The 12,075-nt window shown below is 69.6% G+C and carries 11 protein-coding genes and 3 tRNA genes; 1 reads left to right on the top strand and 13 read right to left on the bottom strand.

Annotation, left to right across the window (positions count from 1 at the left end):
- Positions 1 to 113: 113 nt before the first annotated feature.
- Positions 114 to 1,478: a sugar transferase gene (locus D9C15_RS26915; RefSeq protein ID WP_240668610.1), complete on the bottom strand. Its 1,365-nt coding sequence runs from the start codon at positions 1,476 to 1,478 to the stop codon at positions 114 to 116.
- 228 nt (positions 1,479 to 1,706) lie between these two features.
- On the opposite strand from D9C15_RS26915, the gene D9C15_RS26910 reads away from it, so the two are divergent.
- Positions 1,707 to 1,892 carry a hypothetical protein gene (locus D9C15_RS26910; RefSeq protein ID WP_128001944.1) on the top strand — a complete coding sequence of 62 codons (186 nt, stop codon included), beginning with the start codon at positions 1,707 to 1,709 and terminating at the stop codon, positions 1,890 to 1,892.
- Positions 1,893 to 1,936: 44 nt separating this feature from the next.
- Here the strand turns inward: D9C15_RS26910 and D9C15_RS26905 are convergent.
- The 12 genes from D9C15_RS26905 to trpB form a co-directional block, all read right to left on the bottom strand.
- Positions 1,937 to 2,013, bottom strand: a tRNA-Asp gene (locus D9C15_RS26905).
- 46 nt (positions 2,014 to 2,059) lie between these two features.
- A tRNA-Glu gene (locus tag D9C15_RS26900) sits at positions 2,060 to 2,135 on the bottom strand.
- A 45-nt stretch (positions 2,136 to 2,180) separates the two neighbouring features.
- Positions 2,181 to 2,256, bottom strand: a tRNA-Ala gene (locus tag D9C15_RS26895).
- A gap of 72 nt (positions 2,257 to 2,328) precedes the next feature.
- Entirely contained in the window at positions 2,329 to 3,723 is a 1,395-nt protein-coding gene (gltX, locus tag D9C15_RS26890) for a glutamate--tRNA ligase (protein WP_128001942.1), read from the bottom strand.
- On the bottom strand, positions 3,720 to 4,961 hold the full coding sequence (locus tag D9C15_RS26885; protein ID WP_128001940.1) for an O-succinylhomoserine sulfhydrylase: 1,242 nt from the start codon (positions 4,959 to 4,961) through the stop codon (positions 3,720 to 3,722). Before D9C15_RS26885 ends, gltX begins: the two co-directional genes overlap by 4 nt.
- A complete protein-coding gene (purF, locus tag D9C15_RS26880; protein ID WP_128001938.1) occupies positions 4,961 to 6,484 on the bottom strand; it encodes an amidophosphoribosyltransferase in 1,524 nt (507 codons plus the stop codon). The genes D9C15_RS26885 and purF overlap by 1 nt, the downstream gene beginning before the upstream one ends.
- Positions 6,485 to 6,516: 32 nt before the next feature.
- Entirely contained in the window at positions 6,517 to 7,023 is a 507-nt protein-coding gene (locus D9C15_RS26875) for a CvpA family protein (protein ID WP_310734506.1), read from the bottom strand.
- 12 nt (positions 7,024 to 7,035) lie between these two features.
- On the bottom strand, positions 7,036 to 7,803 hold the full coding sequence (locus D9C15_RS26870; protein WP_128001936.1) for an SPOR domain-containing protein: 768 nt from the start codon (positions 7,801 to 7,803) through the stop codon (positions 7,036 to 7,038).
- A 25-nt stretch (positions 7,804 to 7,828) separates the two neighbouring features.
- Positions 7,829 to 9,130, bottom strand: coding sequence for a bifunctional tetrahydrofolate synthase/dihydrofolate synthase (gene folC / locus D9C15_RS26865; protein ID WP_128001934.1), 1,302 nt, complete (start codon positions 9,128 to 9,130; stop codon positions 7,829 to 7,831).
- An 11-nt stretch (positions 9,131 to 9,141) separates the two neighbouring features.
- Positions 9,142 to 10,014, bottom strand: a complete 873-nt coding sequence (accD, locus tag D9C15_RS26860; RefSeq protein ID WP_128001932.1) for an acetyl-CoA carboxylase, carboxyltransferase subunit beta — start codon at positions 10,012 to 10,014, stop codon at positions 9,142 to 9,144.
- Between the two features lie 13 nt (positions 10,015 to 10,027).
- The gene (gene trpA, locus D9C15_RS26855) at positions 10,028 to 10,825 is read right to left on the bottom strand and encodes a tryptophan synthase subunit alpha (protein ID WP_128001930.1); all 798 of its coding nucleotides are present in this window, start codon (positions 10,823 to 10,825) and stop codon (positions 10,028 to 10,030) included.
- The gene (trpB, locus tag D9C15_RS26850; protein ID WP_128001928.1) at positions 10,822 to 12,069 is read right to left on the bottom strand and encodes a tryptophan synthase subunit beta; all 1,248 of its coding nucleotides are present in this window, start codon (positions 12,067 to 12,069) and stop codon (positions 10,822 to 10,824) included. Before trpB ends, trpA begins: the two co-directional genes overlap by 4 nt.
- Positions 12,070 to 12,075: the final 6 nt, after the last annotated feature.

Genomic DNA, 12,075 nt, shown 5'->3' with positions numbered 1-12,075 from the left:
TGGCGTTGTGTCGATCGACACCCTATCAAAGGCGTGCCCAAGCTCCAAGCCCCGACCGGGGGTATTGGTGCGCATTGTCCCCCGGACCGTCGGCCGCAGGCCGCCGGCCGGAGCTACTGAGCGCCCTCGCGGAACAGAACCACGCTGACCGTCTCGATCAGCACCAGCAGGTCGAGGAACAGCGAGTTGTTCTTGACGTAGTACAGGTCGTACTCGTGCTTGCGGCGTGCGTCCTCGATCGAGGCGCCATAGCTGTAGCGAACCTGAGCCCAGCCCGTCACGCCAGGCTTCACGCTGTGGCGGATGTCGTAGAAGGGAATCTGCTCGCGCAGCTGGGCCACGAACGACGGCCGCTCGGGGCGCGGCCCGACCAGACTCATCTCACCCTTGAGCACGCTGATCAGTTGCGGAAGTTCGTCGATGCGGCACTTGCGGATGAATGCGCCCACGCGCGTCACGCGCGCGTCGTTCTTGCTCGCCCAACGGGCCACGCCATCCTTCTCGGCGTCGGTGCACATGCTGCGGAACTTCAGGCACATGAACGGGCGGCCGCGCAGGCCGACGCGTTCCTGCCGGTAGATCACCGGGCCGTGGCTGTCGAGCTTGATGAGCACCGCCGTCAGCAACATCACCGGCGAGGCCAGCGCGAGCAGCAGCGACGAGCAGACGACGTCGAACGCCCTCTTCGCCGCCGTCCGGACGGGCCCTTGGACGAAGCCATGGCCGTACACCAGCCAGCTCGCCTTCAGGCTTTCGGTCGGCACCTGTCCCTTGGTGCGCTCGTAGAAACCCGCCAGGTCGAGCACGGGCGTGCCTTGCAGGCGGCAGGCGAGCAGTTCGTCCATGGGGACGCCGCCACCACGCTGCTCGCGAACGGCGACGACGACCTCATCGATCTCGTGGGTCCTGACGACCTCCGCCAGCGACATGTGGCGCGGGAAGACGCGGGCATCGGCCGGAACGTTCTCCTCGTTGCCGGCCGGGTAGTAGCCCATCAGGCGGCGCTGGGCACGGCCGGGCACGGCCAGGTCCGCCGCCACGCTGATCGCCTCCGCGCCGACCCCGACGATCAGGACCTTCGGCGCACCAACCACCGCACGGCGCACGAAATGGAAGACCAGCCGGACAACCACCAGGCCGAGCAGCATGAACAGCATGGCCTGGAACACGAGCGCCCAGGCACGCCCCCCGAAGCCTTCGGCATCGAGCGCGAAGTACGCGATGGCCGACCCGACCAGAACGGCGAGGAAGGCCCGGCCGATCAGCGCCGGCAGGCCCACCGACACCGCCGACGACCGGTACATGCCGAACACGGAGAAGAGCAGCGACATCAGGGCTGCGAAACCCACGGCGGGGATGACCACCTGCGAGGTCGGCACGGCGGCAACGACGCTGTCCATGTGCGTGGCCTGCAGGCCTTGCGCCGCCAGGATCACTGCCAGGAAGCAGAACAGCCCATCCGCGAGCCACTCGGCCACGGCCGAAAGGGGGATGTGATGTTGGAAGACCTTGAGCATTGCGTGAGCCTTTGTTGTGCACAAGCCCGTTGGGCTGGCGCCCTCCTACTCCCAGGGCGGGCTCGATTCTGTTCAGCGCCCCTCGGCCCAGAAACCCTCCAAACGAGGGGAACTTGGGTGGTTCGTGGCCCGCTGTTGACGAGGCTCACCCGAGCCGCGGGATTGTCCAGTCGCAACGATGACCGGACCATGAACCGCACACCACCCGCCCCGAACATGTCGAGCGCCCCGCCCCCCTCACCCGCCCCTGGCGATCGCGCACAGATCCGCCAATGGCAGCTTCTCGTCGATGAACTGAACCGGCTGAATGCGCAGCTCGAGTACCTCAAGCTGATGCTCAAGCTCGACCAGAAGCTCCGGCGCCCGGGGGACTGAAACAAAAGGGCCGATCCCCTTCGGAATCGGCCCTGGCAAATGCTTGGCGGAGTGGACGGGGCTCGAACCCGCGACCCCCGGCGTGACAGGCCGGTATTCTAACCAACTGAACTACCACTCCGCGTGGCCGGCAGCTTCAGGATCGCTCCTCAAGCGCTGCCGAAACTTGGCGTCCCCTAGGGGATTCGAACCCCTGTTACAACCGTGAAAGGGTCGTGTCCTAGGCCTCTAGACGAAGGGGACTCAATCCTTCATCGACCCGAATCTGCGGTCCGCCGGCCGGCTTGGTGGTGGAGGTAAGCGGGATCGAACCGCTGACCTCTTGCATGCCATGCAAGCGCTCTCCCAGCTGAGCTATACCCCCGGTGTGTCTTGCGACTTCAAACGAGGCCTAGCGGTCACAGTTTCAAGCGAGACTGCGATTATAGACAGCTTTTCAGACCGCCTGCAATCGACTCAGCACCGTGTCGCGTGAGAAGAGCGCCAGCACGGCGTCGATCGACGGGGTCTGCGCACGACCGCACACCAGCACGCGCAAGGCAGTGGCCAGTTGCGGCATCTTCAACCCGTGTGTGCCGAGCACGTCCTTGATCGCCGCGGCGATGGTGGCCTTGTCCCAGTCGATCTCGGTCAGCCGGTCGCGCAGCGACTGCAGCGCCGGGCGCACCGCATCGGTCACATGCGCCGCCACCTCCGCGGCAAGAGGTTCCACGGGCACGAAGTACATGCCGAGCCAGTCGGCCAGTTCGACCAGCGTGGCGCAGCGGTCCTTGAACAAGGCGCACCGGCGCTGCAGTTGCTCGTCGGCAACGGCAGCGATGCCGCGACGCTGAAGGTGCAGCGCCACCAGCCCTGCCAGGGGCTCGTCGGCCATCTGCTTGAGGTACTGCGCGTTGACCCAGTTCAGCTTCGCCGCGTCCCACTGCGCCGCGCTGCGCGCCATGTGCTGGCCGTCGAACCAGGCCACGAGTTGGGCGCGGTCGAACAGCTCCGCATCGCCGTGGCTCCAGCCCAGGCGGGCCAGGTAGTTGACCATCGCCTCGGGCAGGTAGCCGGCCTCCTCGTACTGCGTCACGCTGACGGCCCCGTGCCGCTTGGACAGCTTGTCGCCGTCCGGGCCGAGGATCATCGGCACGTGGCCGTACTGCGGCAGCTCCGCGCCCAGCGCACGCAGGATGTTGATCTGGCGCGGCGTGTTGTTGACATGGTCGTCGCCGCGGATCACGTGGCTGATCTGCATGTCCCAGTCGTCGACCACGACGCAGAAGTTGTAGGTCGGCGTGCCGTCGGGGCGGCAGATGATCAGGTCGTCGAGCTCGCGGTTGCTGATCGTGATCGGACCCTTGACCATGTCGGCCCAGGTCACGTCGCCGTCCGTCGGGTTGCGGAAGCGCACCACCGGCGGCACGCCGGCGGGCACCGGCGGCAGCGCCTTGCCGGGCTCGGGGCGCCAAGTGCCGTCGTAGCGCGGCTTCTCGCCACGGGCGCGCTGCGCCTCGCGCATCGCGTCGAGCTCGGCCGGCGTGCAGTAGCAGTGGTAGGCCGTGCCCTCGGCGAGCATCTTCGCGATCACCTCGCGGTAGCGGTCCAGCCGCTGCATCTGGTAGAACGGGCCCTCGTCGTAGTCGAGCGCGAGCCACTTCATCGCGGCGATGATCTGGTCGACCGCCTCCTGCGTGGAACGCGCGACGTCGGTGTCCTCGATGCGCAGGATGAAGTCGCCGCCGTGGTGGCGCGCGAAGGCCCAGGAGAACAGCGCGGTGCGCGCGGTGCCCAGGTGCAGGAAACCCGTCGGCGACGGGGCGATGCGGGTGCGTACGCGACGGGTCATCGGGCAAGGCTCTCCAGGCCGCGGCGCAGGTCCGCCTTCAGGTCCTCGACGTCGTCCAGCCCGACGGCCACGCGCACCATGCCCTGCGTGATGCCGGCAGCCTGGCGCTGCTCCTCGGTGAGGCGGCCGTGCGAGGTGCTGGCCGGGTGGGTGATGGTGGTCTTGGTGTCGCCGAGGTTGGCGGTGATCGAGCACACCCGGGTGCTGTCGATCACATGGAAGGCGTTGGCGCGCGCCAGCGCCGCCCCGCCCTGCTGCTGCCCGCGGACGATGAACGAAAGCACCGCCCCGCCGCTGCCGCCTTGCTGGCGCATCGCCAGCTCGTGCTGCGGGTGCGAGGCGAGGCCGGGGTAGTACAACCGCTCGACCTGCGGCTGCGCCTCCAGCCAGGCAGCGAGCTTCATCGCCCGCGCGCTCTGCGCCTCCATGCGGATCGACAGCGTCTCCAGGCCCTTCAGCACCACCCAGGCGTTGAACGGCGACAGGCACATGCCCGCGCTGCGCATCACCGGCACGAACTTCTCGTTGATCAACTGCTCCGGCCCGCAGATCGCGCCGGCGATGACTCGTCCCTGGCCGTCGAGGTATTTCGTGCCGGAGTGGATCACGAGGTCGGCACCGAGCGCGATGGGCCGCTGCAGCGCCGGCGAGCAGAAGCAGTTGTCGACCGCGAGCCAGGCCCCGGCGCGCCTGGCGATCGCGGCCAGCGCGGCGATGTCGCACACCTCGGTCAGCGGATTGGTGGGCGACTCGGCGAACAGCAGCTTCGTGTTCGGCTTCACCGCGCGCGCCCACTCGCCGACGTCGGTCTGCGAGACGAAGCTGGTCTCGATGCCGAACTTCGCGAACTCGCGGCCGAATAGCATGATGGTCGAGCCGAACACGCTGACCGAGCAGATCACGTGGTCGCCCGCCTTCAGCAGGCCCATGCCGAGCAGCAGGATCGCGCTCATGCCGCTCGAGGTGGCGATGCAGCCCTCGGCGCCCTCGAGCGCGGCCAGGCGGCGCTCGAACATCGTCACCGTGGGGTTGGTGAAGCGCGAGTAGATGAAGGCCTCTTCCTCGTTGGCGAAACGCGCCGCCGCGGTGGCCGCATCGGGCTGGCGGAAGCTGCTGGTGAGGAACAGCGCCTCGGAGTTCTCGCCCCAGGCACTGGGCGGCAGGCCCTCGCGCACCGCCAGCGTGTCCAGCCGCACGTCGTCGGGCAGCGCCACGCGCGGGATCTTCTTGTCGCTCATCACGGGTTCTCCGTCGCGCCCTGCAGCGCCAGGCGCGAGCGCTGTGCGCCCTCCTCCTCGTCGCCCTGCGTCGCGCGCTGCGCGGCGATGGTCTCGAAGTCCTGCGCGCTGATGTCGCCGGTGATGTAGACGCCGTCGAAGCACGAGGCCTCGAAGCCGTCGAGCTTCGGGTTCAGCGCGGCGACCACCTTCTTCATCGCCGCCACGTCCTGGTAGATCAGCGCGTCGGCGCCGATGTACTGGCGGATCTCCTCGGTGCTGCGGTTGTGCGCGATCAGCTCGTCCTTGGTCGGCATGTCGATGCCGTAGACGTTCGGGAAGCGCACCGGCGGCGCAGCCGAGGCCATGTAGACCTTGCGCGCGCCGGCGTCGCGCGCCATCTGCACGATCTCCTTGCTGGTGGTGCCGCGCACGATCGAATCGTCCACCAGCAGCACGTTGCGGCCCTTGAACTCGCTGGCGATCGCGTTGAGCTTCTGCCGCACCGAGCGCTTGCGCATGCCCTGGCCGGGCATGATGAAGGTGCGGCCCACGTAGCGGTTCTTCACGAAGCCCTCGCGGTAGGGCTTGCCGATCTTCTGCGCCAGCTGCATCGCCGACGGACGGCTCGATTCGGGGATCGGGATCACGACGTCGATCTCCGACGGCGGCATGGTCGAGATGACGCGCTGCGCCAGCGTCTCGCCCATGTTCAGGCGCGCCTGGTAGACCGAGACGCCGTCCATCACCGAATCGGGCCGCGCCAGATAGACGTACTCGAACATGCACGGGTTCAGCTGCGGCCGCTCGGCGCACTGGCGCGCGTGGATGCGTCCGTCGAGGTCGATGAAGATCGCCTCGCCGGGCGCCACGTCCCGCGTCAGCGTGTGGCCGGTGCCCTCGAGCGCGACCGACTCGCTGGCCACCATCACCTCGCGGCCCTCCGGCGAACTGCCCTCGCCGAACACCAGCGGGCGGATGCCGTACGGGTCGCGGAACGCCAGCAGCCCGTGCCCGGCGATCAGCGAGATCACCGCGTACGAGCCCTTCACGCGCCGGTGCACTGCACTCACCGCCTTGAAGATCGCCTCGGGCGAGAGCGGCAGTTCGCGCGCGGCCAGCTCGAGCTCGTGCGCCAGCACGTTGATCAGCACCTCGGTGTCGCTCTCGGTGTTGATGTGGCGCCGGTCGATGTCGAACAGCTCCTGCTTCAGCGCGTGCGCGTTGGTCAGGTTGCCGTTGTGCACCAGCACGATGCCGAACGGCGCGTTGACGTAGAAGGGCTGCGCCTCCTCCTCGTTGTACGCGTTGCCGGCCGTCGGGTAGCGCACCTGGCCGAGGCCGACGCTGCCCGGCAGCGCGCGCATGTTGCGGGTGCGGAACACGTCGCGCACCATGCCGCGCGCCTTGTGCATGAAGCACTTGGTGCCCAGCATCGTGACGATGCCCGCGGCGTCCTGCCCGCGGTGCTGCAGCAGCAGCAGCGCGTCGTAGATCAGCTGGTTGACGGGCGAGCGGGAGATGACGCCGACGATGCCGCACATGGCTGGGTCCTCGATTCAGGGAGCCGGGCCGCTCAGGCCGCCGGCAGATGACGTGCAAGTGGCGCCGGCAGCAGCGGCATCAAGGTCCGCAGGGCCGACACGAGCGCGGCCGCACCATGCGACTGCTGCCAGGCGGCGGATCGCGCCGCCGGCGTGAGCCCGACGACCACCGCCAGCGCGAGCAGCAGCACCACACCGCGCAGCGCGCCGAACAGCGCGCCGAGCAGCCGGTCGGGCAGGCTCAGCGGGGTGGCGTGCAGCACCAGGCGGATCAGCCGGGCCGCGAGCGTCCAGACCACCAGCGCAGCGATGAAGGTCAGCGCAAAGGCCGCGCCGAGGTTGAGCGCCGAGCCCGGCGTGCCCACCGGAAGCCACGCGGCCACCGGCGGCGCAAACCACTGGGCCGCGAACCACGCGGCCACCCAGCCCAGCAGCGACAGCAGTTCGAACACGAAACCGCGCACCAGCCCGACGATCACCGAGGCAAGCAGCACGGCCAGCAGCGCCCAGTCGACCCAGCCGATCGATGCGATGTCCATGCGCGAGCGCGTTCACAGCGTGAGCACGACGGCGTTCAGCCCGGCCGCCTTGGCCTTGGCGAGTGCCTTGTCGGCCTCTTCGCGCGAGCCGAACGGGCCGGCACGCACGCGGATGCGGCTGCCGGAAGAGGTTTCGACGACCTGCGTGTAGGTCTTCAGACCGAGCTTCTCGACCTTGCCGCGCATCTCGCGCGCCGCGCCGGCATCGGCAAAGGCACCGACCTGGACCACGAAGCGGCCCGGCGCCTCGGCCGGTGTGTCGGACTTCGCCGCGGCCACTGCGGTGGCCGGTGCCGGCTCCTTGCCTTCGAGCAGGGCACGGGCGCGGGCGGCGTCGGGGCTGCTCGAGGCGGGCTTGGCCGCGGCCACGGCCTTCTTCGGCGGCTCGGCCGGTGCCGCCGCCGGTGCAGGCGCCGGCACACTGGCCGGCCTGGCCGCGACGACCTCCTTGCCGGCATCGGCGGCCGATTCGGTGATCACCGGCTCGCGCGGCGCATGCTCGGGCGCCGAGGCCTGCGTCGCCGGCTTGCGCGGCGCCGGCAGGGCCAGGGCCGGCACGCCGTCCTTGCGCGGGATCTCGATCGGTATGTCGACCGGGATCGGCCGCGGCTGGGTCTCGAACACCAGCGGGAAGCCGATCACGCCCAGCAGCACCAGCAGCGTGGCACCGGTCAGGCGGCGGCGCGCCCAGGTGCGGGCCGCGGCGATGTCCTCGTCGTTGCCGAACGATGGGGCCGGGGCGGCCGAGGAACGGCGCTGCAGGAAGGACAAGAAACCCATGCGGTGCGGGGTGGGGCAGCGGCCCTCAGCCGACGTGCCGCGCCCCGAGGCGGGGCAGGCCGTCCTTCAACACGCCGCCGACGGTGTAGAACGATCCGAAGACAACGATTCTATCAGTCGGGTCTGCACGAGACAGGGCAGCCTCGAGAGCAGCACGTGGGTCGGCATGGGTCGCGGTCTCCACCGCGCCGGGCCCCGCGAGGCGCAGCTCGGCATGGCGCGCCGCCAACTCGGCGGCACTGGCGGCACGCGCCAGCGGCAGGTCGGTGAAATGCCAGTGGTCGACCATCGGCGCCATGCGCGCCAGGATGGCCGGGATGTCCTTGTCGCGCATCGCACCGAACACCGCGTGTGTGCGCGGGTGGAAGCCCATCTGGTCCAGGTTCTCGGCCAGCGCGGCCACGGCATGCGGGTTGTGGGCCACGTCCAGCACCAGCGTCGGCGCGCCCGGCACGACCTGGAAGCGCCCGGGCAGCTCGACCAGCGCGAAGCCATTGCGCACCGCCTGCGCCGGAATCGGCAGGCGCTCCTGCAACGCCTCGAAGGCCGCCAGCACGCCGGCCGCGTTGAGCAGCTGGTTGGCGCCGCGCAGAGCCGGGTACGCCAGGCCGTTGTAGCGCTTGCTGCGGCCCGCCCAGTTCCACTGCTGGCGATCGCCCGATACGCGGAAGTCGCGACCGTGCAGGTAGAGATCGGCCCCCAGCGTCTCCGCCACGCCGAGCACGCTCTTCGGCGGCACCGGATCGCTGACCACCACCGGCCGGCCCGCACGCATGATGCCGGCCTTCTCGAAGCCGATCGATTCGCGGTCGGGCCCGAGGAACTCCATGTGGTCCAGCGCGATGCTGGTGATCACCGCGCAATCTCCGTCGAAGGCATTGACGGCGTCGAAGCGGCCGCCCAGGCCGACCTCGAGGATCACCAGGTCGAGCGCGGCCTGCGACAGCGCTCGCGCGATGGCCAGCGTCGTGAACTCGAAGATCGACAGCGTGAGTTCGCCACGCGCCAGCTCCACGGCCTCGAAGTGCGGCAGCAGGTCCTCCGCCGCGACGCTGCGGCCGTCGATGCGGCAGCGCTCCTCGAAGTGCACCAGGTGCGGCTTGGCGTACAGCCCGACGCGGTAGCCGGCCTGCAGCGCGATCGACTCCAGCATCGCGCAGGTCGATCCCTTGCCGTTGGTGCCGGCCACCACGATGACCGGCACGCCGAAGTCGATGCCGAGCCGCTCGCGCACACGCTGCGTGCGCTCGAGCGACAGGTCGATCTCCTTGGTGTGGATCTTCTCGCAGTGGGCCAGCCAGCCGGCCAGCGTGGTCGGCGCCGACATCGGGGGAGATCTCAGGCGACCGCGTCGGACGGCAGCTTCTGCAGCATCGCGATCGCCCGCGCGATGGTCGGCCGCAGTTCGCGGCGGTCGACGATCATGTCGATCGCCCCCTTGCCGAGCAGGAACTCGGCGCGCTGGAAGCCTTCGGGCAGCTTCTCGCGCACGGTGTTCTCGATCACGCGGGGGCCGGCGAAGCCGATCAGCGCCTTGGGCTCGGCGATGACCACGTCGCCGACGAAGGCGAAGCTGGCCGACACGCCGCCCATGGTCGGGTCGGTCAGCACGCTGATGTAGGGCAGCTTCGCCTTGGCCAGGCGCGTCAATGCGGCGTTGGTCTTGGCCATCTGCATCAGGCTGAGCAGGCCCTCCTGCATGCGCGCGCCACCGGTGGCGGTGAAGCTGACGAACGGCGTCTTCTGCTCGAGCGCGGTCTCTACGCCGCGCACGAAGCGCTCGCCGACCACCGAGCCCATCGAGCCGCCCATGAAGTCGAACTCGAAGCAGGCGGCCACGATCGGGATGCTCATCAGCGCACCGCCGATCACCACCAGCGCATCGGTCTCGCCGGTGGTCTCGAGCGCGTCCTTGAGCCGCTCGGGGTACTTCTTGCTGTCCTTGAACTTCAGCGCATCGACCGGGATGACCTCCTGGCCGATCTCGTAGCGGCCCTCCGGGTCGAGGAAGGCGTCGAGCCGGGCGCGTGCGCCGATGCGGTGGTGGTGGCCGCACTTCGGGCAGACATTGACGTTCTGCTCCAGGTCGGTCTTGTAGAGCACCGTCTCGCAGGACGGGCACTTGATCCACAGGCCCTCGGGCACCGTGCGGCGCTCGCTCGGGTCGGTCTGCTGGATCTTGGGGGGCAGCAGTTTTTCGAGCCAGCTCATGCGGGAGCTCCTTTCAGGAATCGAGGGCGGCGCGGATGCCGCCGATGAAGTCGGCCGCCGCGGCAGCGACGTTGCCGCGCTCGCGGGTCTCGAGCAGCTGCACCAGCGCCGAGCCGATCACCACGGCGTCGGCGACTTCCGCCACGGCACGTGCAGTGGCGGCATCGCGGATGCCGAAGCCTACCCCGACCGGCAGCTTCACGTGCGCCTTGATGCGCGGCACCATCTGCGCGACGGCGGCGGTGTCGAGGTGGCCGGCGCCGGTCACGCCCTTGAGCGAGACGTAGTAGACGTAGCCGGTGGCAATGCGCGCGACCTCGCGGATGCGCCGGTCGGTGGAGGTCGGCGCGAGCAGGAAGATCAGGTCCAGCCCGGCCTCGCGCAGCTGCGCGGCGAAGGCCTCGCACTCCTCGGGCGGGTAGTCGACGATCAGCACGCCGTCCACGCCGGCCGCCTTCGCGTCGGCGACGAAACGCGCGCTGCCGTAGCGCTCCACCGGGTTCGCGTAGCCCATCAGCACCACCGGCGTGCGGTCGTCGCGGGCGCGGAAGCCACGCACTGCCTCCAGCACCTGCGGCAGCCCGATGCCGCGCGCGAGCGCACGCTCCGAGGCGCGCTGGATCACCGGCCCGTCGGCCATCGGGTCGGAGAACGGCACGCCGAGCTCGATGACATCGGCCCCGCCCTTGGCCAGCGCCAGCATGATGTCGGCGGTGGCGTCGGCGAACGGGTCGCCGCAGGTCACGTAGGGGATCAGCGCCTTGCGGCCGGCGGCCTGCAGCGCGGCGAAGGTGGCGGCAATGCGGCTCATCGCGTCGCCCCCTTGACCGACTGCCCGCGGCACGAGGGCCGGCAATAGAACTCTGCGCCGGACAGGTCGGCCACCGTGCCGATGTCCTTGTCGCCCCGGCCGCTGAGGTTGACCAGCAGGTGCTTGTCCTTCGGAAGCGTCGGCGCCAGCTTCATCGCGTAGGCCACCGCGTGGCTCGACTCGAGCGCCGGGATGATGCCCTCGGTGCGGCACAGGCGGTGGAAGGCCTCGAGCGCCTCCGCGTCGGTGATGCCGACGTACTCGGCGCGGCCGATGTCGTGCAGGTAGGCATGCTCGGGGCCGACGCCGGGGTAGTCGAGCCCCGCCGAGATCGAGTGCGTCTCGGTGATCTGGCCGTTCGCGTCCTGCAGCAGGTAGGTGCGGTTGCCGTGCAGCACGCCGGGTGAGCCGGCGCTGATCGAGGCGGCGTGCTTGCCCGACTCGAGCCCCTGCCCCGCCGCCTCGACACCAATGAGCCGCGTGCCGGTGTGCTCGATGTACGGGTAGAAGATGCCCATCGCATTCGAGCCGCCGCCGACGCAGGCGATCACCGCATCGGGCTGGCGGCCGATCAGCTCGGGCATCTGCACCAGGCACTCGTCGCCGATCACGCGCTGGAAGTCGCGCACCATCATCGGGTAGGGGTGCGGGCCGGCCACCGTGCCGATGATGTAGAAGGTGTTCTCGACGTTGGTGACCCAGTCGCGCAGCGCCTCGTTGAGCGCGTCCTTGAGCGTCTTCGAGCCGCTGTCCACCGGCACCACCCTCGCGCCGAGCAGGTGCATGCGGTAGACGTTGGGCGACTGGCGCTTGACGTCCTCGCTGCCCATGTAGACCACGCACTCGAGGCCGTAGCGCGCGCAGATCGTCGCGGTGGCCACGCCGTGCTGGCCCGCGCCGGTCTCGGCGATCACGCGCGGCTTGCCCATGCGGCGCGCGAGCATCGCCTGGCCGATGGTGTTGTTGACCTTGTGCGCGCCGGTGTGGTTGAGGTCTTCGCGCTTGAGGTAGATCTGCGCGCCGCCGAGTTCGCGCGACAGGCGCGCCGCGTGGTACACGGGGCTCGGCCGGCCGACGAAGTGGGCCAGTTCGCTGCGGAACTCGGCCATGAAGGCCGGATCCTGGCGCGCCGCCTCGTAGGCCTGCTTCAGTTCCTCGATCGCGTGCACGAGGGTCTCGGCGACGAAGCTGCCGCCGTACGGACCGAAATGCCCGCGTGCATCGGGCTGCTGGTAGCTGGACATGGGTTC

Source organism: Piscinibacter defluvii (assembly GCF_004011805.1).
GTDB lineage: Bacteria > Pseudomonadota > Gammaproteobacteria > Burkholderiales > Burkholderiaceae_C > Piscinibacter > Piscinibacter defluvii.
Note: the sequence above shows the minus strand (reverse complement) of the source record. Positions and strands in the feature narration are given on the sequence as shown.